The sequence below is a fragment of the Pseudomonas sp. NC02 genome (genome assembly GCF_002874965.1).
GTDB lineage: Bacteria > Pseudomonadota > Gammaproteobacteria > Pseudomonadales > Pseudomonadaceae > Aquipseudomonas.
The window spans coordinates 499,139-521,649 of record NZ_CP025624.1; the positions used below are offsets into that span (position 1 = coordinate 499,139).

Consider the following 22,511-nt stretch of genomic DNA (forward strand, 5'->3'; position numbering starts at 1 on the left):
CAGCGCCCCTGTGTTTGCGGCATAAGCGCCACCTGACGCGCAGCCCTGCACCTTTGCCTGCGTAAAAGGTAAACTTCGCCCCCTGCGCAGGAGCAACCATGAATTATCGTCACGCCTATCACGCCGGCAACCACGCCGATGTCTTCAAACACCTGACCTTAACCCGCCTCATCGCCCTGATGTCGCGCAAGGAGCAGCCGTTTGCCTATCTCGACACCCACGCCGGCATTGGTCTGTACGACCTGCAGGGCGACCAGGCGAACCGTACCGGTGAATACCTGGAAGGCATCGCCCGCCTGTGGGGCCAGGCCGACCTGCCGCCGCTGACCGCCGATTACATGCGTGTGCTGCACGAGATGAACCCGGATGGCGAATTGCGCTACTACCCGGGTTCGCCGGAGCTGGCGCGACGCCTGACTCGTCCTCAGGACCGCGTGCTGCTCAACGAAAAGCACCCGGAAGACGGCCTACTGCTCAAGGACAACATGAAGGGTGATCGTCGGGTGAAAGTCCACCTTGGCGAAGGCTGGCACGTGCCACGGGCATTGCTGCCGGTGCCGGAAAAGCGTGCGTTGATGTTGATAGACCCGCCGTTCGAGAAGCTCGACGAGATGCAGCGCTGCGCCGCGTCCCTCAAGGAAGCCGTGAGCCGGATGCGCCAGACAGTGGCTGCGATCTGGTACCCGGTGAAGGACCAGCGCATGCTGCGCCGCTTCTACCAGGACCTGGCCGGTACCGGTGCGCCGAAGTTGCTGCGGGTGGAATTGCTGGTGCATCCGCTGGACACGCCCAACACCCTGACCGGTTCGGGTCTGGCGATTGCCAATCCGCCGTGGGGGCTGGAGGAGGAGTTGCGTGAGCTGCTGCCGTGGTTGTCCAAGCAGCTTGGGCAAACCCAGGGTGGCTGGCAGATGGATTGGCTTATCGCCGAGTAACTGATCGTTCCCACGCTCTGCGTGGGAACGCATCCTGTGACGCTCTGCGTCACGAATTTCAGAGCGGACGCGGAGCGCCCAGAGCGGCATTCCCACGCAGAGCGTGGGAACGATCTGGTGCAATCAGATCGGGCAGGTCACGCCGGTGCCGCCGATTCCGCAGTAACCCTGCGGATTCTTCGCCAGGTACTGCTGGTGATACGCCTCGGCGAAGTACACCGTCGGTGCTTCTTCGATTTCTGTGGTGATGGTGCCCAGGCCGGCCTTGGTCAGTTCAGTCTGATAAGCCTGTGCACTGGCCTTCGCCGCTTCCAGATGCTCCGGTTTGACCGCATAGATCACCGACCGGTACTGGCTGCCGATGTCATTGCCCTGGCGCATGCCCTGGGTCGGGTTGTGCAGTTCCCAGAACATTTTCAGCAGCTCTTCGTAGCTGATCTTGTCCTGGTCAAACACCACCAACACCACTTCGCTGTGGCCGGTCAGGCCCGAGCAGACTTCTTCATACGTCGGGTTCGGCGTGTAGCCGCCGGCATAGCCCACCACCGTGCTGACCACACCGTCGCGCTGCCAGAAACGACGCTCTGCACCCCAGAAGCAACCCAGGCCGAAGATCGCAAACTCTACGTTATCGACAAACGGGCCCAGCAGCGGGTTGCCGTTGACGAAGTGCGTCTCGGGCAGCGACATCGGGGTTTCACGGCCAGGCAAAGCTTGTTCTTGAGTGGGAAGCACGTTTTTATTCACCAGGATTTCCGAGCGCAAGACCATGATCAGTCCTCTCAGTCAGATTGAGTTACAAGTAAGAATTCAGACTGCCAGTGTGCCCGAGTGTTACCGCGCTGTCAGGCGATTGGCCCGCGAGGATAGCGTTTAAGCATCGTCAGCAGCTCGGCCCCCGGGATTGGCCGGTCGAACAGGTAGCCCTGGCCGACGTCGCAACGGTGGCGGCGCAGGAACGCCAGCTGCTCGGCGGTCTCGATGCCTTCGGCCACCACCTTGAGCTTGAGGTTGTGGGCCATGGCGATCACCGCCGAGGTGATTTCCATGTCGTCCTGGTTGTCCGGGATTTCATGGATGAAGCTGCGATCAATCTTGATGATGTCGATCGGGAATTTTTTCAGGTAGCTCAGCGACGAGTAACCGGTACCGAAGTCATCCATCGCCAGGGTCAAGCCGAAACTCTTCAGTTGGTCCAGTTGCAGGCGCGTGTCTTCGGTGGCTTCCAGCAGCAGGCCTTCGGTCAACTCCAGTTCCAGCAGGTTGGCCGGCAACTGTTCTTCCTTGAGGATCGTGGCAATCGAGGCCACCAGGTCCGGGTCGGAAAACTGCTTGGGCGACAGGTTGATCGCCACTTGCAGGTTGCCCATGCCGGCGGCGGTCAGCTGTCGGCTCATGCGGCAGGCCTGGCGGGCGATCCATTTGCCGATGGGGATGATCAGCCCGGTCTCTTCAGCCACGCTGATGAATTGATCGGGGCGGATCATGCCCTTTTCCGGATGGTTCCAGCGTAACAACGCTTCCATCCCCAGCAGACGACCGCTGCGCAGGCACAGCTTGGGCTGGTAGAACACGTCCAGTTCGTTCTGGGTCAGGGCGCGGCGCAGATTGTTTTCCACGAACAGTTTGTAGCTGGCTTCGGCATTCAGCGCTTCGGTAAATACCTGCACCTGGTGTTTGCCGTTGGCCTTGGCCTTGTGCAGCGCCAGGCCGGCGTTGCGCATCAGGGTCTGCGGGTCGCGGCCATGCAGCGGCGCGCAGGCGAGGCCCACGGAGCCGGTGACGCTGATCAGCTGGTTGTCGACGAACATCGGCTTGTCGAGGGTCGCCAGCAACTGGCTGGCGACCTGCTGGCCGGTTTCAAGGTCGGTATCGTCCAGCAGCACGGCAAATTCGTTACTGGCAAACCGCGCCAGGCTGCCACTGGCGGTCAGGCTGTTGCGCAGGCGCCGGGCCAGGCTGATCAGCAGCTTGTCGCCGGTCTGGTGGCCGAGGCTGTCGTTGATCCGCTTGAAGTTGTCGATGTCCACCAGCAGCAGGCTGATGGGGCTGTCGCTGTCCCGGGCAAAGCGTTCGTCCAGGTTGCGGATGAACGCCGGGCGGTTGCCCAGGTTGGTCAGGTTGTCGGTGTAGGCCAGCCGCTCGATGCGCTGCTGGGCCAGCTTGGTCTGGGTGATGTCTTCGTAGATGCCGATGTAATGGGTCAGCTCACGGTTGTCGCCATAAACCTTGGAGATCGACAACTGGCCCCAGTAGGGTTCGAGGTTCTTGCGCCGGCTCTTGAACTCGCCTTGCCAACTGTTGCTCTTGGCCAGGCTTGAAGGCGCGTCGAACAGCAGCTCGCTGAGGTTCTCCAGTGCCGGCAGTTCCGACAGCTGGTGGCCGTGGACTTCTTCGGTGCTGTACTGGGTGATCGCGGTAAAGCTGGGGTTGACGTATTCCACCACGCCGTCGCAATTGACCAGCAGGAACGCATTGGCGCTTTGCTCCACGGCTCGCTGGAACAAGTGCAGGGCACTGGTGGCGGTGCGGCGGTTGTGGTTGTTGATCACCTGGGCGAACTGGTCGGCCAGCTCGCCGGCAAAGGCGATCTCGTCGGACTGCCAGACGCGGGTGCTGCCACTTTGCTCCAGGCACAACACGCCGACCACGTTGCCATCGACGCGGATGCTGGCGTCGAGCATGGCGTGGATGTCCCGCGGGCGCAGGCTCTCGGCCATTTCACGCGTGCGTGGGTCGCGCATGGCGTTGGTGGCGTCGATCGCACGGCTGGTTTGCAGGGCTTCCAGGTAATCCGGGAAGCCACTGGCATCGATAGACTCTGGCAGGTGGTGCTGCTGATCGGCGCGGTGATAAGCGGAAATCGGCACCAGATGCTGGTTTTCGAGGTTCCAGATGCTCGCGCAGTCGATCTGGTAGATATCGCAGGCACTGCGGGTGATCAGCTCGGCGGCTTCCTGCAGCGAGTTGTTGGTGCTGTAGCGCTGGCGGGCCAGCAGCAGGATCAATTCCTGCTGGGCGCGTACCCGCTCAAGGTGTTGCAGTTGTTCCTGCTGGGCGCGCTGGTTGAGTTCCAGGGCAATCTGCAAGCGGCTGTTCTGGCTCTCCAGGTCTGCCGCAGGGGCCGGTGGGAGATCACTGAACAGGCCTTCGACCACCATCAGGTAGCCGCGCAGCAGGTGACGATTGTGTTGTTTGTAGGCTTCACCCAGTTCCAGCAGGCTCAACGGGCCGTCGTTGGTGTGCAGGGTGTAGCGCACCAGGTAATGCGGGCTGATGGTCAGCTGTTCCTGGATCGCATCATGCAGCTGATAGCGCGCCTGGGGCTCCATCAGGCTGGCGTAGGGCGAGCCGATCAGGGCGCACAGTTCCATCGCGGGCAGGCCGAACTGGCGTTCGCAATTGGGGTCGAGGTACAGCAGGGCCCAGCTAGCCTCATTAAGCCGCTCGAAACGCAGCATACCGAGGCGCGAAGGCACCGGTAATTGCGTCACTACCTCGGCCGCCGTACGGGCGACATCGGGTTGGCTTTTCATGGGGAAACTCGCTTGGAAAAATGCGCATCGCGCCGGGCTCACGCCCTCTTTACTGTTGCCTGCGGCAAGGTTGCATCATGCAGCACAGGCTGACAAGAGAGGATGAAGGCTAAGTGCTATAAGTGGGTTATCGGCCAGCGAGCGGTTTTCTGCAACCGGGGTGATGGGCGGTGTACAACCTCGATTTCCGTGTCCAGGTTTTCCCTGGAAAGCAGGCAAAAAAAGCCCCGCCAATTGGCGGGGTTGAGGTACGAGCGTGGCGCTCGGAAATCGTTGAAGCCAGGTCTTCTGCATGGGCAGAAGACCTGTTGTGGCTTAAAGCAGGATGGTGCGGATGTCGTTCAGCAACTGGCTCAGGCGCTGGGTGAAGCGTGCGGCAGCCGCGCCGTTGATCACACGGTGATCGTAGGACAGCGACAGTGGCAGCATCAGCTTCGGCTGGAACGCTTTACCGTCCCACACAGGCTGGATAGTGGCCTTGGAAACACCCAGGATCGCCACTTCCGGCGCGTTGACGATTGGCGTGAAGCCAGTGCCGCCAATGTGCCCGAGGCTGGAGATGGTGAAGCACGCGCCCTGCATGTCGTCCGGGGTGAGCTTCTTGTCGCGGGCCTTGGCAGCCAGTGCAGCAGCCTCAGCGGCAAGCTGCAGCAGGCTCTTCTGGTCGACGTTCTTGATGACCGGTACCAGCAGGCCATCCGGAGTGTCGACGGCAAAGCCGATGTGCACGTACTTCTTGCGAATGATCGCCTTGCCGCTTGGCGCCAGCGAACTGTTGAAGTCCGGCAGCTCCTTGAGCAAATGTGCGCAAGCCTTGAGCAGCAGGGGCAGCACGGTCAGCTTCACGCCGGCCTTCTCGGCCACGGCTTTCTGCGCAACGCGGAATGCTTCCAGGTCGGTGATGTCGGCCTGGTCGAACTGGGTCACGTGCGGGATGTTCAGCCAGCTGGCGTGCAGGCCGGCCGCGCCGATTTGCATCAGGCGGGTCATCGGCACTTCTTCGATTTCGCCGAAGCGGCTGAAGTCGACGGTGCGGATCGGCGGAATGCCCGAGCCACCGGTAGCAGCGCCGGCAGCCGGAGCTTCCTTGGCCTTCTGCATCATGGATTTGACGTAAACCTGCACGTCTTCCTTGAGCACGCGACCGTGAGGACCGCTGGCGGTTACCGCGCTCAACTCGACGCCGAATTCACGGGCCAGTTGGCGCACGGCAGGGCCGGCATGAACCTTGGCACCGCTTGGCGCAGGTGCAGCCGCCGGAGCCGGTGCGGCCTCGGCTTTTGCAGCAGGCGCAGGTGCAGGCGCGGCGGCAGCCGGTGCGGCTTCAGCCTTGGCGGCCGGAGCAGCGGCGGCTGGAGCGGCAGCAGCAGGAGCCGAAGCGCCCGCTACTTTCAGCTTGAGGATGAAGTCACCAGTGCCGACTTCGTCTTCCAGCTTCACGGCAATGCTTTCCACCACGCCGGCTGCCGGCGAAGGGATTTCCATGGAGGCCTTGTCGGACTCCAGGGTGATCAGCGATTGATCAGCTTCGACGGTGTCGCCGACTTTAACCAGCAGTTCGATGATCTTGGCCTTGCCCGACGAACCGATGTCCGGAACATGAATGTCCTGGACTGTTTCGGCGGCAGGTGCAGCCGCCGGAGCCGCAGGGGCCTCGGCAGCAGCGGCAGGCTTCTCGGCGGCAGGAGCCGGGGCAGCAGCAGGAGCGGCCGCCGCAGGGGCCGCATCAGCGGCACCTTCGATTTCCAGCTCAAGCAGTTCGTCGCCTTCTTTCAGGCGGTCGCCCAGCTTCACTTTCAGGCTTTTGACCACGCCGGCCTTGGGAGCAGGGATTTCCATGCTCGCCTTGTCCGATTCCAGGGTCAGGATGCTCTGGTCGGCTTCGACGGTGTCGCCGACCTTCACAAACAGTTCAATTACTTCACCTTCACCGCTGCCGATGTCAGGTACGCGAATGAGTTCGCTCACAGAAAGTCTCCTCAGCAGTCCAGTGGGTTGCGTTTTTCCGGGTTGATCCCGAACTTGACGATAGCGTCTGCTACCACCTTGGGTTCGATTTCACCACGGTCAGCCAAGGCTTCCAGGGCTGCCAACACCACGAAGTGACGGTCGACTTCGAAGAAGTGACGCAGCTTTTTGCGGCTGTCACTACGGCCGAAACCGTCGGTGCCCAGGACTTTGAATTCCTTGGACGGTACCCACTGACGAATTTGTTCAGCAAACAGCTTCATGTAGTCGGTAGAGGCGATAACCGGACCCTTACGGCCAGCCAGGCACTCTTCGACGTAGGTGCGCGCAGGCTTCTGGCCTGGGTGCAGGCGGTTGCTGCGCTCTACGGCCAGGCCGTCGCGACGCAGTTCGTTGAAGCTGGTAACGCTCCATACGTCAGCACCGACGTTGAACTCTTCACGCAGGATTTTTGCAGCTTCACGCACTTCGCGCAGGATGGTGCCGGAGCCCATCAGTTGCACGTGGTGAGCGGCTTCCTTGGTGTCTTCTTCGAGCAGGTACATGCCCTTGATGATGCCTTCCTCGACACCGGCCGGCATGGCTGGCTGCTGGTAGGACTCGTTCATCACGGTGATGTAGTAGAAAACGTCCTGCTGCTCTTCGGTCATCTTCTTCATGCCGTCCTGGATGATCACCGCCAGCTCATAGCCGTAGGTTGGATCAAAGGTGCGGCAGTTCGGGATGGTGCCCGCCAGGATGTGGCTGTGACCGTCTTCGTGTTGCAGGCCTTCGCCGTTCAGCGTGGTCCGCCCGGCAGTACCGCCGATCAGGAAGCCACGGGTACGGCTGTCGCCTGCTGCCCAAGCCAGGTCGCCAATACGCTGGAAACCGAACATCGAGTAGAAGATGTAGAACGGCAGCATCGGCTGGTTGTGGCTGGAGTACGAAGTACCGGCAGCGATGAAGGAGCTCATGGCGCCCGCTTCGTTGATGCCTTCTTCGAGGATCTGGCCCTTCTTGTCTTCCTTGTAGAACATCACCTGGTCTTTATCGACTGGCTCGTAGAGCTGGCCGACGGAGGAGTAGATGCCCAACTGACGGAACATGCCTTCCATACCGAAGGTACGGGCTTCGTCCGGGATGATCGGCACGATACGCGAGCCGATTTCCTTGTCCTTGACCAGCTGCGCGAGGATCCGCACGAAGGCCATGGTGGTGGAGATTTCACGGTCGCCCGAGCCGTCCAGGATTGCCTTGAGGGTATCCAGTGGCGGAGTCGGGATGTTGAAGCTCTTGGCGCGGCGCTGAGGCACGAAACCGCCCAGTGCAGTGCGACGCTCGCTGAGGTAGCGGGCTTCGGCGCTGTTTGGCTCCGGCTTGAAGAACGGCAGGTTCTCTAGCTCTTCGTCCTTGACCGGGATGTCGAAGCGGTCGCGGAACAACTTCAGGCTGTCGACATCGACTTTCTTGGTGTTGTGCGCAGTGTTCTTCGCTTCGCCGGCACCGGTGCCATAACCCTTGATGGTCTTGGCCAGGATGACGGTCGGTTGTTCTTTGTGGTTGACCGCTTCGTGGTATGCCGCGTAGACCTTGTACGGGTCGTGGCCGCCACGGTTGAGTTTCCAGATCTCGTCGTCGGACAGGTCTGCAACCATTGCCTTGAGTTCAGGCGTGTTGAAGAAGTGTTCACGTACGAACGCGCCGTCTTTGGCTTTGTAGTTCTGGTACTCGCCGTCGATGACTTCGTCCATGCGACGTTGCAGGATGCCGTCGACGTCCTTGGCCAGCAGTGGGTCCCAGAAACGGCCCCAGATGACTTTGGTCACGTTCCACTGAGCACCACGGAACACGCCTTCGAGTTCCTGGATGATCTTGCCGTTGCCGCGAACCGGGCCGTCGAGGCGCTGCAGGTTGCAGTTGATGACGAAGATCAGGTTGTCCAGCTTCTCGCGGCCGGCCAGGGAGATGGCGCCCAGGGATTCCGGCTCGTCACACTCGCCGTCGCCCAGGAAGCACCAGACTTTCTGCTTGCCTTCAGGGATGAAGCCACGGGCTTCCAGGTACTTCATGAAGCGTGCCTGGTAGATCGCCTGGATTGGGCCCAAGCCCATGGATACCGTCGGGAACTGCCAGAAATCAGGCATCAGCCAAGGGTGCGGATAGGACGAGAGGCCCTGGCCGTCGACTTCCTGGCGGAAGTTGTTCATTTGTTCTTCGGTGATGCGGCCTTCCATGAACGCACGGGCGTAGACGCCTGGCGAGGTGTGGCCCTGGAAGTAGATCAGGTCGCCGCCATGCTCTTCGGTCGGGGCCTGGAAGAAGTAGTTGAAGCCGATGTCATACAGGGTTGCGCTGGAAGCGAAGCTGGAGATGTGACCGCCCAGGTCAGAATCTTTCAAGTTCGTGCGCATTACCATCGCCATGGCGTTCCAGCGTACCAGCGAGCGAATGCGGCGTTCCATGAACAGGTCGCCAGGCATGCGTGCTTCGTGGGTTACCGGGATGGTGTTGCGATACGGCGTGGTGATGGCGTAGGGCAGTTGCGAGCCGCTGCGGGTCGCGAGTTCGCCCATACGGGTCATCAGGTAGTGAGCACGGTCTTCGCCTTCTTTGTCGAGAACCGATTCCAGGGCGTCCAGCCATTCCTGGGTTTCGACGGGATCGAGGTCTTGCATGGCTTGCTCCAGGGCGGAAAGGCTACCAGAATCGGTTGCCTGAAGTTTGCGACTGGCCTTGTGGGCAGACGACATAAATTCTTGGATGGCCGAAGGTTGCTTCGGCGTCCTGTAGTTTTACTACAAATCGTCGGCCATTTCAGCCTTTCGAATGTATATACGAGTAGTAAAACTACACAAGACTGAGCGGATTGCTCGGTCTAGCTGGCGAGCATAATCGTTATTGTTGATCTTTTGCGAACAAGAAAGGGTAGAGATTTGATGTTGACTGCCAAAAAAGAAAAATTTTCAGCTATTTCTAACCTTTGTTCGACAGTCCTTCACCGAGCGTGGTTCTTGCGTTCACAGCTACAAGCCCTTTACGCGCCGATCAAGGATAGACCATGAGCCTTCCAATGCAGGCCGAACTCCCGGCCATCCTGCTTCCATTTGCCAAGCGGGCCGAGCAGTCATTTCGTGACGCCGTGGCCGGATTGGACGGCGATAATGGCCTTTCTGAGTGGACGCCGCAACGTTGGGCTGACTTCGCCCGTGTGTGCGCCGCCAGTGATTTCGTCATTGAACAGAGTGTTCGTGACCCTTTGATGTTGCTCGAGCTGGTGGCCTGGGGCGAACTGGACCGCAGCTTTGCCCCCGGCGAGCTGTGCGGACAGATTGCGACGGCCGTGCAACAAGCCGAGACAGAAGACGAACTGGGCCGGGTTCTGCGCCGCCAGCGCACCCGCCAGCAGGTGCGGATCATCTGGCGCGACCTGACCCGACAGGCGGACCTGGTGCAAACCTGCCGCGACCTGTCGGACATGGCCGACGCCAGCATCGACCAGGCCTATCAGTGGTTGTACCAGCGCCACTGCGTATTGTTCGGCACACCCACGGGCCGTCGCAGCGGCGAACCGCAGCACATGGTCATCCTCGGCATGGGCAAGCTCGGCGCAGTGGAGCTGAACCTGTCGTCCGACATCGACCTGATCTTCGCCTACCCCGAAGGCGGCGATACGGTCGGCGTGAAGCGCTCGCTGGACAACCAGGAGTTCTTCATCCGCCTTGGTCAAAAACTGATCAAGGCCCTGGACCCGATGACCGTCGACGGCTTTGTGTTCCGGGTCGACATGCGCCTGCGACCTTACGGCTCAGCCGGGGCGCTGGTGCTCAGCTTCAACGCGCTGGAGCAGTACTACCAGGACCAGGGCCGCGACTGGGAACGCTACGCCATGATCAAGGCGCGGGTGGTGGCCGGTGACCAGGTGGCCGGTGCGCAACTGCTCGACATGCTGCGACCGTTTGTCTACCGGCGTTACCTGGACTTTTCCGCCATCGAAGCGCTGCGCACCATGAAGCAGTTGATCCAGCAGGAAGTGCGGCGCAAGGGCATGGCCGAGAACATCAAGCTCGGCTCGGGCGGCATCCGTGAAGTCGAATTTATCGCCCAGGCGTTCCAGCTGATCCACGGTGGCCGTGACCTGAGCCTGCAGCAGCGCCCACTGTTAAAAGTGCTGGGTACCCTGGAAGGCCAGGGTTACCTGCCGCCGGCGGTGGTCGCCGAGCTGCGCGATGGCTATGAATTCCTGCGCTACACCGAGCACGCGATCCAGGCGATCGCCGATCGCCAGACGCAGATGCTCCCGGATGGCACCGAAGACCAGGCGCGGATTGCCTTTATGCTGGGCTTTCCGGACTGGACCGCGTTTCATGAGCGCCTGATGTACTGGCGTGGCCGGGTGGACTGGCATTTCCGCCAGGTGATTGCCGATCCGGATGAAGAAGAGGGCGAAGAGAGCGAGTTGGTGGTGGGCGGTGAGTGGTTACCGTTGTGGGAGGAGTCCCAGGACGAGGAAGCCGCCTGCCGTCAGTTGCAGGAAGGTGGTTTTACCGACGCGCCCAAAGCCTTGAAAACCCTGGCCGGCCTGCGCAGCAGTCCGCAATTGCGTGCCATGCAGCGCCTGGGTCGCGAGCGTCTGGATGCATTTATCCCGCGCTTGCTGGCCCAGGCCGTCGAACATGCCAACCCGGACCTGGTACTGGAGCGCGTCCTGCCCTTGGTCGAAGCCGTCGCCCGGCGTTCCGCTTATCTGGTGTTGCTGACGGAAAACCCCGACGCCCTGCGTCGCCTTCTGACCCTGTGCGCCGCCAGCCCGTGGATTGCCGAGCAGATCACTCGCTTCCCGCTGCTGCTGGACGAACTGCTCAACGAAGGCCGCCTGTTCAAGCCGCCGCTGGCGCCGGAACTGGCCGCCGAATTGCGCGAGCGCCTGACGCGCATCCCCGAAGATGACCTTGAGCAGCAGATGGAGGCCCTACGGCACTTCAAGCTGGCCCACCGCCTGCGGGTGGCCGCCTCGGAAATCGCCGGCAGCCTGCCGCTGATGAAAGTCAGCGACTACCTGACCTGGCTCGCCGAAGCCATCCTCGAACAAGTGCTGGCCCTGGCCTGGCGCCAGACGGTTGCCCGCTACGGCTCGCCGCAACGGGTGGACGGCACCTTGTGCGATCCTGGCTTCATCATTGTCGGTTATGGGAAAGTCGGCGGCATCGAATTGGGGCATGGTTCGGACCTGGACCTGGTGTTTATCCATGACGGTGACCCCCAGGCCGAAACCGACGGTGCCAAGCCGATCGATGGCGCGCAGTTCTTTACCCGGCTGGGGCAGCGGATCATTCACCTGCTGACCACCCAGACCAACTCGGGCCAGTTGTATGAAGTGGACATGCGCCTGCGGCCTTCGGGCGCATCCGGTTTGCTGGTAAGTTCCCTGGGCGCATTTGCGCGTTATCAGGAAAACGAAGCCTGGACCTGGGAGCACCAGGCGCTGGTGCGTGCGCGAGTGCTGGTAGGCAGTCAGGATGTGGGCCGTGCTTTCGAGCAGGTACGGGCGCAAGTGCTGGGCCGTGCGCAGGACCTGGACAAGCTGCGCCAGGAGGTCAGCGAGATGCGCGCCAAGATGCGCGACAACCTCGGCACCAAGTCCACGGCGGCGGGAACGGCGGCGAATGCCTTCGAACCCACGGCGTCGTTCGACCTCAAGCAGGACGCCGGAGGTATCGTCGATATTGAATTTATGGTGCAATACGCGGCTTTGGCGTGGTCTGCGCAACATCCATCGTTGCTGCGCTACACCGACAATATCCGCATTCTGGAAGGCCTGGAGCAGGTCGGGCTGATGCCCGCCGCCGATGCCCATTTGCTGCGCGAGGTGTATAAAGCCTACCGTTCCGCCGCTCACCGCCAGGCCCTGCAGAACGAGGCCGGTACGGTGGCCGGGGACCAGTTCGCTGACGAACGGCGCCAGGTGCAGCGAATCTGGCATGAACTGGGGTTAAGCTGAAACACTATATAAGGCGGGGAGGCATGAGCCTCCCCGTATCGTTTGTGGAAACTACATGAATATTCTGATCGTTGGGCCCAGTTGGGTCGGTGACATGGTGATGGCGCAGACACTGTTCCAGTGCCTCAAGCAACGTCATCCCGACTGCCAAATCGACGTGCTCGCCCCCGAGTGGAGCCGGCCGATCCTTGAGCGCATGCCCGAGGTGCGTCAGGCCTTGAGCTTCCCGCTCGGCCACGGCGCGCTGGAGCTGGCGACCCGTCGACGCATCGGCAAGTCCCTGGCTGGCCAGTACGATCAGGCGATCCTGTTGCCCAACTCGATGAAGTCGGCACTGGTGCCGTTCTTCGCCGGTATTCCCAAGCGCACCGGCTGGCGTGGCGAGTTTCGCTATGGCCTGCTCAACGACGTACGCAAGCTCGACAAGGCCCGTTACCCGTTGATGATCGAGCGCTTCATGGCCCTGGCCTACGCGCCGGGTGCCGAGTTGCCTGCACCGTATCCACGTCCGAGCCTGCAAATCGACCCGGTCACCCGGGATGCGGCCCTGGCGAAGTTTGGCCTGGAGCTGGACCGTCCGGTGCTGGCGCTGTGCCCTGGCGCCGAGTTTGGCGAGTCCAAGCGCTGGCCTTCGGAGCATTACGCCAAGGTTGCGGAGATGAAGATTCGCGAGGGCTGGCAAGTCTGGTTGTTCGGCTCGAAAAACGATCATTCGGTGGGCGAGGATATTCGCCAGCGCTTGATCCCGGGGCTGCGCGAAGAGGCGGTCAACCTGAGCGGCGACACATCCCTGGCCGAGGCCATCGACCTGCTGTCCTGTGCCGACGCGGTGGTGTCCAACGACTCCGGCCTGATGCACGTGGCCGCGGCGCTGAACCGCCCGCTGGTGGCAGTGTATGGCTCGACGTCTCCCGGGTTTACCCCGCCGCTGGCCGACAAGGTCGAAGTGGTGCGCCTGGGCCTGGATTGCAGCCCGTGTTTTGATCGCACCTGCCGCTTCGGCCACTACAACTGCCTGCGCCAGTTGCTGCCGCAACCTGTCAGCGACGCGTTGCAGCGGTTGCAGGGCACTGTGGTCGAGGTTCGTTAAGTTGCGGGTTCTGGTAATCAAGACCTCATCCCTGGGCGATGTGATTCATGCCTTGCCGGCGTTGACCGACGCGGCGCGGGCGATCCCGGGCATCCGGTTTGACTGGGTGGTGGAAGAAGGCTTCGCCGAGATTCCCACCTGGCACCCGGCGGTGGACAAGGTGATCCCGGTGGCGATCCGCCGCTGGCGCAAGAACCTCTGGCAGACCTTCAAGAGTGGCGAATGGCGGCGCTTCAAGAAGAGCGTGCAGTCGACCAAATATGACCTGGTGATCGACGCCCAGGGCCTGCTGAAAAGTGCCTGGCTGACCCGCTACGTACGTGCCCCGGTGGCCGGTTTCGACAAACAGTCGGCTCGCGAGCCATTGGCGGCGCACTTCTATTCCCGGCGCCTGGCCGTGGCCCGTGGGCAGCACGCGGTGGAGCGCTTGCGCCAGCTGTTTGCCGTCGCCCTCGGTTATGACCTGCCAAAAGGCCTGGGCGACTACGGCCTCAGTGTCGACAAGCTGCTGGGCCTGCCGCCGAAAAAACCGTTTGTACTGCTGCTGCACGGCACCACCTGGGACACCAAGCACTGGCCGGAAGCCTACTGGCGCGACCTGGCCGAACGCATGGACCGCTTTGGCGTGGACGTGAAGCTGCCGTGGGGCAATGCCGCCGAAAAAGCCCGGGCTGAACGCCTGGCCCAGGGCCTGAAAAACGCCGAAGTGCTGCCCAGGCTGAACCTCGCGGGGGTGGCCCGAGTGCTGGCGGGGGCGAAGGCGTGTGTTGCGGTCGACACCGGCCTTGGCCACTTGGCCGCAGCACTGGATGTGCCAACGATTTCCCTGTTCGGCCCTACCAATCCTGGCCTGACCGGGGCTTATGGCAAGGCGCAGATTCACCTGGCCAGCGACTTCCCGTGTGCGCCTTGCCTGCAAAAGAAATGCACTTATCAACCGACTGCCGAAGACCAGCGTCGGTTCGATCTCAAGCGCGAGTGGCCCCTGTGCTTCACTCGCCTGAACCCTGAGCGTGTCGCAACTCGTTTAAGCACGTTGTTACTGGCTGAGGAACACTGATGCAACTGGCTTTTGTCCTCTACAAGTATTTCCCCTTTGGTGGCCTGCAGCGCGACTTCATGCGCATTGCCCTGGAGTGCCAGCAGCGCGGGCATCAGATTCGCGTCTATACGCTGATCTGGGAGGGTGACGTGCCGCCGGGCTTTGAAGTGCTGGTGGCGCCGGTCAAGGCGCTGGTCAACCATCGGCGCAATGAAAAGCTCTACGCCTGGATCCAGGCCGACCTGGCCAAGCGCCCGGTCGACCGCGTGGTGGGCTTCAACAAGATGCCGGGGCTGGACCTGTACTTCGCCGCCGACGGCGTGTTCGAAGACAAGGCGCAGAACCTGCGCAACCCGATGTATCGCTGGTTCGGCCGGTACAAGCACTTTGCCGAATACGAGCGTGCAGTGTTCGACAAAGACGCCAAGACGCAGATCATGGTGCTGTCCGAACACCAGCAGCAGCTGTTCACCCAGTATTACAAGACCCAGGCCGAGCGTTTTCATTTGTTGCCGCCGGGCATCGCCCGCGACCGCCGCGCGCCGCCCAATGCTGCCGAGATCCGCGCCGAGTTTCGTCGCGAATTCGGCCTGGCCGACGATGATTTGCTGCTGGTGCAGATTGGCTCGGGCTTCAAGACCAAGGGCGTCGATCGCAGCCTCAAGGCCGTGGCCGCGCTGCCGTCGAGCCTGAAGAAACGCACCCGGCTATTTGTAATCGGCCAGGACGACCCCAAAGTATTCCAATTGCAGAGTGCTGCGCTGGGCCTGGGCGACCAGGTGCAGTTCTTCAAGGGCCGCAGCGACATCCCGCGCTTTCTGCTGGGCGCCGACCTGTTGATCCACCCCGCGTACAACGAGGCGGCCGGCATGGTGCTGATCGAAGCGGTGGTCGCCGGCCTCCCGGTGCTGGTGAGCAAGGTCTGCGGCTACGCGTTTTACATCGACAAGGCCCAGAGTGGGCGGGTGTTGGACGAACCGTTCGAGCAGGCCCAGCTCAACCATTACCTGGTGGATATGCTCGACGATCCACAAGCGCGCGCGGCCTGGAGCCGCAATGGTCTGGCCTTCGCTGAGACGGCCGACCTCTATAGCATGCCGCAGTACGCTGCGGACCTGATTCTGGCGGAGCCAAACCGATGAAGTTGATTCTTGCCGAACCGTTCAAGACCCTGTGGGCCGGACGCGATGCGTTCGCCGAAGTCGAGAAGCTGGACGGCCAGGTGTTTCGTGAGCTGGCCGCGCGCCGTACCCTGCGTACGGAAGTGGAAGGCCGCCATTATTTTGTAAAGATCCACCGGGGAATTGGCTGGGGTGAAATCCTCAAGAACCTGATCACGGCCAAGTTGCCTGTCTTGGGCGCGGGCCAGGAGTGGGACGCGATCCAGCGTCTGCGGGAACTCGGCGTGCCCACCATGACCGGCGTGGCCTTTGGTGAAAAGGGCAGCAACCCGGCCGACCAGCACTCGTTCATCGTCACTGAAGAGCTGGCGCCTATCGTCAGCCTTGAAGACCTGACCATGGACTGGGTCAAACAGCCGCCCGTGCCGGCGATTCGGCATGCCTTGACCGTTGAGCTTGCGCGCACCCTGGGCACGATGCACCGGGGTGGCGTGAACCATCGTGATTGCTACCTGTGCCACTTCCTGTTGCACACCGACCAACCGGTTACCGTGCACAACATCAAGCTCTCGGTGATCGACCTGCACCGTGCCCAGGTGCGTTCGAAGATTCCCCGGCGCTGGCGTGACAAGGACCTGGCGGGGCTTTACTACTCCGCCCTGGAGATCGGTTTGACCCGGCGCGACAAACTGCGGTTTCTCAAGGCGTACTTCCAGCAACCTTTGCGCCAGATCCTGGGCGAGCAAAGCGCGCTGCTGTCGGCGTTGGAACGCATGGCCGCCAAGCTTTACGCACGCAAGCAACGATACGGGGATGCGCTCTGATGGCGGGTTGGAACCTGGAACCCGCTTACGCCGCCCTGGCGGATGACTTTGGTAGCCTGGAAGCCGTGTTCGCCCTGCAAGGCGAGCGGCTGACCCGCGATCCGTTGTCCGAAGTGATTCGCGTGGAGCGCGGCGGGGTCAACTATTACGTCAAGCGCTACGTCGGTGCAGGCAAGGGGTTGCGCCGCTATCTGGGCAAGCCACGAGTCAAGTCCGAATGGCAGAACCTCAAGCGCTTCGCCAAGTGGGGCATACCCACCGCCGATGTGATCGCCTGGGGCCTGGAGCGTAAAGGCCTGGCGTATCACCGCGGGGCGATGATCACGCGCGAGCTGCCGAAGACCGAAGACTTGTCGGCATTGGCCGAGCGCAATGACCCGCAACTGTCGGATCCGGTGTGGGTCAACAAGATCAGTCGCCAGCTCGCTGAATACACGCGGACCATGCACGACCACCGGTTTACCCACAACGATTTGAAGTGGCGCAACTTGTTGGTGGACGACCAGCAAACCCTGTACCTGATTGATTGCCCCAACGGCGATTTCTGGCGCGGGTTCTGGCTCAAGTACCGCATTACCAAGGACCTGGCCTGCCTGGACAAGGTCGCCAAGTATCACTTGTCGGCCACCCAGCGCCTGCGCTTCTACATGCAATACCGTCAGCGCAAACACTTGAGCGCGGCGGACAAACAGCGAATTCGCCACGTGGTGAAGTTTTTCGAGGGGCGAGAATGAGTGATTTCCTGGCGGCCGAAGATCGAGCATTGCTTGAGCGCAACGGCCTCGGCACTTTCGACGCGCTGTGGGCCAAGCAACTGGATGCGGTGGACGAGCCCAATACCAGCCGCGGCGGCTGGAGCAGCGTGTTTCGCCTCGAACTCGAAGGCCAGGGCTACTACCTCAAGCGCCAGAGCAACTACCTGACGCGCACCTTGCACCGCCCGTTTGGCGAGCCGAGTTTTGCCCGCGAATTTCGTAATATCAGCCGCTATCGGCAATTGGGTATTCCGGCATTGCAGGCGGCGTTTTTCGGTGAGCGCAAAGTGGCCGGAGAGCATCGGGCGATGTTGCTGACCCGGGCGCTGGATGGTTGGAATGACCTGGATTCATTGCTGGAGCAATGGTCTGAGTTGAGCGACGTGCAGCAGCGGGCAATCCTGCTGGCCTGCGGTCAGCTTGCTCGTCAGTTGCACAGCGTGGGCCAGGTGCATGGCTGTTTTTATCCCAAGCATATTTTCCTGCAAGCCACCGGCGACGGGTATGCGGCACAGTTGATCGACCTGGAGAAAACCCGCCCGCTGCTGTTCGGCTGGCGTGACCGGGTCAAGGACCTGGAGCCGCTGCTGCGCCGTGCGCCGCAATGGTCTGACGATCAGGTTCGCCAGCTGTTGGCGGCCTACCTGGACCAGCCGCAGGACAGCGCATTGGTTGCCACCTGGCACCAGCGCCTGGCGGCCCGGCGCAGTCACAAGGAGAACCGCTGATGCGTTTGTCCGAACTGAAAAATGCCGGCCGCACGCCAAGCCTGCCCCTGAGCATCGAACTGGCAGACGCTGCCGGGCCTGGGCAGTTGCAACTGCTGAGCCTGCTGCGGGTATTGCCGGGCCAGCGTTATGTCGGCGCAGCTGTGTGGCGCGGGCGCCCGGTGCTGGCCAAATTGTTGGTGGGCAGCAAGGCGGCGCGGCATTTTCAGCGTGAACTCAAGGGCGTGCGGTTGTTGGCCGAACAAGGCCTGACCACACCGCTGTTGCTGGCCGATGGTCTGCAAGAGGGTGAGGGCGGTTGGCTGCTGTTCGAGTTTCTTGAAGGCGCCGACAGCCTGGCTGATGCGTGGCAGGCTGTTGAACACCTGCCGCCGCTGGCTGACCAGCAGCAAGCGGTGCTCGCCGAAGCGCTGGGTGCGATTGCGCAGATGCACGCCAAGGGCCTGTGGCAGGAAGACCTGCACCTGGACAACCTGCTGCGTCAGGACGGCAAACTGTATTTGATCGACGGCGCCGGGATCTGTGTCGAAGAGGCGGGCAAACCGCTGTCGCGCAACCGGGTCCTGGAAAACCTTGGGGTGTTTTTCGCGCAGTTGCCGAAAAACCTCGAGCCGTTTACCGAAGAGTTGCTGGTGTATTACCTGCTGAGCAATGGCGAACACGCGTTGCCGCTCGAAGCGTTGCAGAAGCAGGTACGCAAGGTCAGCGTCTGGCGCTTGAAGGACTTCCTGAGCAAGGTTGGCCGGGAGTGCACGCTGTTCAGCGTCGTGCGCGGGCCGTTCGCTCTGCGCGCGACTCGTCGTGAGGAAGAAGCGGCGATGCTGCCGGTGCTGGCGCAGGCCGATGCGCTGCTCGACCAGGGCCACCTGTATAAAACCGGTGGGGCGGCCAGTGTCGCCAAGGTCGAGGTGGCCGGTCGACCACTCGTGATCAAGCGCTACAACATCAAGGGGTTTGCCCATTGGCTCAAGCGCTTCTGGCGCCCGAGCCGGGCCTGGCATTCGTGGCGCGAAGGCAATCGCCTGGCGTTCCTCGGCATCGCCACGCCCAAGCCGCTGGCGTTGCTGGAAAAGCGCTTCCTGTGGCTGCGCAGCCGCGCGTATCTGGTGACCGAGTACCTGCCGGGGCCGGACATCATCGAGCGGTTCGCGCCGTATGTTGAGAGTGGCGAGGCACCCGAGGCCGAATTGCAGGCCCTGGATTATTTGTTCGCAGAGTTGATCCGCGAGCGCATCAGCCATGGGGATTTCAAGGGGCATAACCTGTTCTGGAACACGGATCGCTGGGCGCTGATCGACCTGGATTCGATGTGTCAGCACACGTCCTTGAGCAGCTTCGCTCCGGCATATGCCAGGGATCGGGCAAGGTTTATGCGTAACTGGCCTGAGAGCAGTGCGTTGTATCGGGTGATTGATCAGCGGTTGCCAAAGGCAGTGGGCTAGGGGTTTAGGGCCGCTGCGCGGCCCAACAGGAGCAAGCTCCCTCGCCACAAGTTCGATGGTCAGTTTCTAAAATGTGTACTCGGCGCCGGCGCCTGCATACCACGAGCGTCCCGGCGCTGCTTCGTAATAGCGGCCGTTGCCGTCTCCGACAATCACCGACCCCACATATTGGCGATCCAGCAAGTTATCCAGGCGCAGGGTCTGGTGGAACGTCCAGTGCTCCACCTTCTGCTCAAAGCGTGCACGCCAGTTGAACACGCTGTAGCCCGGTGCCGCGTGTTGCTGGTTGGTGTCTTCGACGTAGACCTTGCTGCGGTACATGCCTTCCACGGCGGTGCTGACCCAATCCCGGGGCTTCCAGTTGAGCTCTGCGAACAGTGTGGTTTGCGGCACACCGGGGAGGTAGTTGCCTTTGTCCACCGGTTTGCCGCCGCCGATGAAGTCGCTGTCGTAGGTGGCTTGCAGGCGGGTGTAGGCGATGTTGGTGCTCCACTGCTCGCTGAGCTGGCTTTCGATGCCCAGCTCGAAGCCGCGGCGCAGGGTGCGGCCGGCGTTCTGGTAGCTGGTGCGGCCGCCGATCGATTGGTCCACCACCAGCTCGTCCTCGGTGGTGATCTGGAAAACAGCGGCGTTGACCCGGGTGTCGTTCAACTGTGCCTTCAAACCCACTTCATACTGCGTGCTTTCCGACGGCTTCAGGCCGAAGTTGAACCCTTCGATGTTGCCCGGCGCGTACGCCAGTTCCGCCTGGGTTGGCGTCTCGAACCCCTTGCCGGCACTGACGTAGCCGTGCAGGTCGGGCGTGAAGGCGTACATCACGCTCACGGACGGTGTGTTCTTCTGATAGGTCTTGTTGCCGCTGGAGTCGCCGTTGCTCAGGAACTGGTCGTCGACATCCAGTTCCATGGTGCTGTGGCGTACCCCGGCTTGCAGGGTCCAGCGATTGATGGCCCAGTTGGCCTGGATGTAGGGGTCGAGGCTGCGGGCGGTGTCGATTTCATCCCGGCGCAACTGGCCTTTTACGCCAAGGGTGTTGCCGCTGTAATTCTGGTAGCCGTGGCGGCTGTCTTCGCTCTGGTCGAAATCCAGGCCGGTGATGATCATCAGCTCGCCCGGCACGCTGTCGACCGGTTGCATCCAGCGCACGGAGCCGCCGTAGAACTTGCGGTCGAACTGCACCACGCCGCCGCCGCGTTCGTTGGCGGGCGTTCCCTTGGGAATCGACAGGTACTGAATCACGCTCCGTCGCCCGGTATAGGCATTCACCTGCAGTGTGGCATCACCGAAATACCGCTCGTAATTCATCCCCAGTTGCTGGTGGTCGATGCTTTTGCGGGTGTTGTATAGCTCGGCGGCGCTGCTGACTGAGCGCGGGTCGGCCTTGTACGCATCCCACGCCTGCCCCAGCGGATCCTGCGTGCCGTTCTGTTCCAGGCTGCTGTAGATCAGCGCCAGTTTGCTGTCTTCATCGGGCTCGAAATTGAGCTTGGCAAAGGTCTGGTCGCGGCGGGCGCTGCTGTGGTCGCGATAACCGTCGGTGTCCATGCGCGAGGCGTCCAGCACGAAGCCTGCGCCGTCTGCCGCGCCTTCGGCGGTGAGGTGGTTCTTGCTCAGGCCGTCACTGCCCACCAGCGTCTCGGCACCGATGCGCGGCGGGCCTTCGCCGTTGCGGGAGAACATCTGGATCACGCCGCCGGCATTGCTGCCATACAGCGTGGCGGCCGGGCCGCGCAGGACTTCGATGCGCTCGGCGGTGTCGAGGTTGAACGTCGCCGCCTGGCCCTGACCGTCCGGGGTGCTGGCGGGTATGCCGTCGGCGATCAGCTTGATACCGCGCACACCAAATGCCGAGCGAGCACCGAAGCCACGGGAGGAAATCTGCAAGTCCTGGGCGTAGTTCTGGCGATTTTGAACCACCAGGCCGGGCACGCGGGACAGTGCCTCTGAAGCATTGATGCCCAGTTGGCCATCGCTGATTTGCTCACGGCTGATGCTGTCCACCGAATACGGCAGGTCAAACGACGGGCTGGCACTGCGCGAACCGGTGACCACGCTGGGGTCCAGGACCAGTGGCGCTTCATCGGCCTGGGCGCTGCTGTACAGGCCAAGCAGTCCGGGAAGCAGCATCGCAAATCGAGTGGGTACAACAACTTTCATGAGTAAACCAGCATCCATGGCGCACAAAAGTGCGCGAGTTTAACGATTCAGCCAGCTTTTGCCATTTCGGAATCTTCTTACATGGCGCGGCGGTGCGTGGGGGCTGGGTCGCCAACAGGGCCGATGTTAGCGTTGCTGGCCATTCAGAGGGCTTGCCATGACGCTAAAAATGACTGCTGCGCTAAGCATTGGAATCCTTGTGTTGAGCGGCTGCGGAACGGCCAATACGCTGTTGCGCGAAGACGCGGCGGCGGCACGTGAACTCAGGAAGCAAAAAACCTACTGCCAGTCGATTCCCCGTGTCTACAGCGGGGTTGCCTTTGATTTCTGCCTGCTGCACGCCGCGCCGGACCTCACTGGCGTGCTGATGCCATTCGTTCTATTGGATATAACGGTCTCGGGCATTGTTGATACAGTGGTCCTGCCCTATACGGTCTACAAGCAAGGTACCGATGGCAACATCAGTATCTATTGGCGCCCGGGTTCATAAACGGATCCGGCAAGGTTGTATGGGGCAGGGATGAATGCCCACACTTATGCCAAATGGAGTTGTCCGTGAGTCTTGCAACCAGAGTCCTTCTCGCCGCTGTACTGGTATCCACCACCGGTTGCGGCACCATCAACACGGTGTTTCGCCCGGACGCCGTTGCCAGCCAGAACCTCAAGGAATCGCGCAGTTATTGTGAAAACGTGCCGCGTATCTACAGTGGGGTGATCTACGGTTTCTGCACCTTGAACGGCGCCCCCGACACCACCAAAGAGCACACGCGCGATGCCTCCGGCTCCCTGCCGATCTTCGCCGCCGAGCTCGTGGCCTCCGGCTTGCTCGACACCCTCGTGCTGCCCTACACGGTCTACCGCCAGAACAAGGACGGCAGCATCGAGATTTTCCGCTAGGCCTGCAGTGACAACCGGTCGCCACAATCCCTAGAT

At 61.7% G+C, this 22,511-nt stretch carries 16 protein-coding genes; 11 read left to right on the plus strand and 5 right to left on the minus strand.

All coding sequences use genetic code 11. The features are described from left to right. Window positions 1-98: 98 nt before the first annotated feature. A complete protein-coding gene (locus tag C0058_RS02305) occupies window positions 99-935 on the plus strand; it encodes a 23S rRNA (adenine(2030)-N(6))-methyltransferase RlmJ (RefSeq protein ID WP_003209435.1) in 837 nt (278 codons plus the stop codon). 123 nt (window positions 936-1,058) lie between these two features. Here C0058_RS02305 and msrA read toward each other — a convergent pair whose 3' ends face one another. The 4 genes from msrA to aceE all read right to left on the minus strand — a co-directional run bounded on the left by msrA (window position 1,059) and on the right by aceE (window position 9,096). Continuing rightward, window positions 1,059-1,706 (minus strand): peptide-methionine (S)-S-oxide reductase MsrA, encoded by a 648-nt coding sequence (gene msrA / locus C0058_RS02310; RefSeq protein ID WP_102367962.1) that lies wholly within the window; start codon window positions 1,704-1,706, stop codon window positions 1,059-1,061. A gap of 74 nt (window positions 1,707-1,780) precedes the next feature. Beyond that, entirely contained in the window at window positions 1,781-4,471 is a 2,691-nt protein-coding gene (locus C0058_RS02315) for a bifunctional diguanylate cyclase/phosphodiesterase (protein WP_102367963.1), read from the minus strand. A gap of 315 nt (window positions 4,472-4,786) precedes the next feature. Further along, window positions 4,787-6,439, minus strand: coding sequence for a dihydrolipoyllysine-residue acetyltransferase (gene aceF / locus C0058_RS02320; RefSeq protein ID WP_003209438.1), 1,653 nt, complete (start codon window positions 6,437-6,439; stop codon window positions 4,787-4,789). A gap of 11 nt (window positions 6,440-6,450) precedes the next feature. Then, entirely contained in the window at window positions 6,451-9,096 is a 2,646-nt protein-coding gene (gene aceE, locus C0058_RS02325; protein ID WP_003209439.1) for a pyruvate dehydrogenase (acetyl-transferring), homodimeric type, read from the minus strand. 383 nt (window positions 9,097-9,479) lie between these two features. Here aceE and glnE point away from each other — a divergent pair, with 383 nt between their 5' ends. Genes glnE through C0058_RS02365 form a run of 8 tightly spaced genes read left to right on the plus strand, consistent with a single transcriptional unit; the run spans window position 9,480 to window position 19,421 of the window. Next, a complete protein-coding gene (glnE, locus tag C0058_RS02330; RefSeq protein ID WP_102367964.1) occupies window positions 9,480-12,419 on the plus strand; it encodes a bifunctional [glutamate--ammonia ligase]-adenylyl-L-tyrosine phosphorylase/[glutamate--ammonia-ligase] adenylyltransferase in 2,940 nt (979 codons plus the stop codon). A gap of 55 nt (window positions 12,420-12,474) precedes the next feature. Next, on the plus strand, window positions 12,475-13,509 hold the full coding sequence (gene waaF, locus C0058_RS02335; RefSeq protein WP_102367965.1) for a lipopolysaccharide heptosyltransferase II: 1,035 nt from the start codon (window positions 12,475-12,477) through the stop codon (window positions 13,507-13,509). A gap of 1 nt (window position 13,510) precedes the next feature. After that, window positions 13,511-14,569: a lipopolysaccharide heptosyltransferase I gene (gene waaC, locus C0058_RS02340; RefSeq protein WP_003209442.1), complete on the plus strand. Its 1,059-nt coding sequence runs from the start codon at window positions 13,511-13,513 to the stop codon at window positions 14,567-14,569. Next, window positions 14,569-15,693 (plus strand): glycosyltransferase family 4 protein, encoded by a 1,125-nt coding sequence (locus C0058_RS02345; RefSeq protein ID WP_102367966.1) that lies wholly within the window; start codon window positions 14,569-14,571, stop codon window positions 15,691-15,693. Before waaC ends, C0058_RS02345 begins: the two co-directional genes overlap by 1 nt. After that, window positions 15,690-16,496 (plus strand): lipopolysaccharide core heptose(I) kinase RfaP, encoded by an 807-nt coding sequence (gene rfaP, locus C0058_RS02350; protein WP_003209450.1) that lies wholly within the window; start codon window positions 15,690-15,692, stop codon window positions 16,494-16,496. Before C0058_RS02345 ends, rfaP begins: the two co-directional genes overlap by 4 nt. Then, a complete protein-coding gene (locus C0058_RS02355) occupies window positions 16,496-17,230 on the plus strand; it encodes a lipopolysaccharide kinase InaA family protein (protein ID WP_003209451.1) in 735 nt (244 codons plus the stop codon). Before rfaP ends, C0058_RS02355 begins: the two co-directional genes overlap by 1 nt. After that, window positions 17,227-17,979 (plus strand): lipopolysaccharide kinase InaA family protein, encoded by a 753-nt coding sequence (locus C0058_RS02360; RefSeq protein ID WP_008439156.1) that lies wholly within the window; start codon window positions 17,227-17,229, stop codon window positions 17,977-17,979. Before C0058_RS02355 ends, C0058_RS02360 begins: the two co-directional genes overlap by 4 nt. Next, window positions 17,979-19,421 (plus strand): lipopolysaccharide kinase InaA family protein, encoded by a 1,443-nt coding sequence (locus tag C0058_RS02365; protein ID WP_102367967.1) that lies wholly within the window; start codon window positions 17,979-17,981, stop codon window positions 19,419-19,421. Before C0058_RS02360 ends, C0058_RS02365 begins: the two co-directional genes overlap by 1 nt. 66 nt (window positions 19,422-19,487) lie before the next feature. On the opposite strand, the gene C0058_RS02370 is transcribed toward C0058_RS02365, so the two are convergent. Continuing rightward, window positions 19,488-21,578: a TonB-dependent receptor gene (locus C0058_RS02370; RefSeq protein ID WP_174717770.1), complete on the minus strand. Its 2,091-nt coding sequence runs from the start codon at window positions 21,576-21,578 to the stop codon at window positions 19,488-19,490. A gap of 157 nt (window positions 21,579-21,735) precedes the next feature. Between C0058_RS02370 and C0058_RS02375 the strand changes: the two genes are divergently transcribed. Next, entirely contained in the window at window positions 21,736-22,068 is a 333-nt protein-coding gene (locus tag C0058_RS02375) for a YceK/YidQ family lipoprotein (protein ID WP_010169294.1), read from the plus strand. Window positions 22,069-22,121: 53 nt separating this feature from the next. Next, window positions 22,122-22,475, plus strand: coding sequence for a YceK/YidQ family lipoprotein (locus C0058_RS02380; protein ID WP_102367968.1), 354 nt, complete (start codon window positions 22,122-22,124; stop codon window positions 22,473-22,475). The last annotated feature ends 36 nt before the right edge of the window (window positions 22,476-22,511 follow it).

Coding starts and splice junctions, on each gene's coding strand:
- C0058_RS02360 (WP_008439156.1), top strand. CDS start 17,227: ATGAGTGATTTCCTGGCGGCCGAAGATCGAGCATTGCTTGAGCGCAAC.
- msrA (WP_102367962.1), bottom strand. CDS start 1,706: ATGGTCTTGCGCTCGGAAATCCTGGTGAATAAAAACGTGCTTCCCACT.
- C0058_RS02355 (WP_003209451.1), top strand. CDS start 16,496: ATGGCGGGTTGGAACCTGGAACCCGCTTACGCCGCCCTGGCGGATGAC.
- aceE (WP_003209439.1), bottom strand. CDS start 9,096: ATGCAAGACCTCGATCCCGTCGAAACCCAGGAATGGCTGGACGCCCTG.
- C0058_RS02345 (WP_102367966.1), top strand. CDS start 14,569: ATGCAACTGGCTTTTGTCCTCTACAAGTATTTCCCCTTTGGTGGCCTG.
- C0058_RS02315 (WP_102367963.1), bottom strand. CDS start 4,471: ATGAAAAGCCAACCCGATGTCGCCCGTACGGCGGCCGAGGTAGTGACG.
- C0058_RS02370 (WP_174717770.1), bottom strand. CDS start 21,578: ATGAAAGTTGTTGTACCCACTCGATTTGCGATGCTGCTTCCCGGACTG.
- C0058_RS02365 (WP_102367967.1), top strand. CDS start 17,979: ATGCGTTTGTCCGAACTGAAAAATGCCGGCCGCACGCCAAGCCTGCCC.
- glnE (WP_102367964.1), top strand. CDS start 9,480: ATGAGCCTTCCAATGCAGGCCGAACTCCCGGCCATCCTGCTTCCATTT.
- waaF (WP_102367965.1), top strand. CDS start 12,475: ATGAATATTCTGATCGTTGGGCCCAGTTGGGTCGGTGACATGGTGATG.
- C0058_RS02375 (WP_010169294.1), top strand. CDS start 21,736: ATGACGCTAAAAATGACTGCTGCGCTAAGCATTGGAATCCTTGTGTTG.
- C0058_RS02305 (WP_003209435.1), top strand. CDS start 99: ATGAATTATCGTCACGCCTATCACGCCGGCAACCACGCCGATGTCTTC.
- C0058_RS02380 (WP_102367968.1), top strand. CDS start 22,122: ATGGAGTTGTCCGTGAGTCTTGCAACCAGAGTCCTTCTCGCCGCTGTA.
- rfaP (WP_003209450.1), top strand. CDS start 15,690: ATGAAGTTGATTCTTGCCGAACCGTTCAAGACCCTGTGGGCCGGACGC.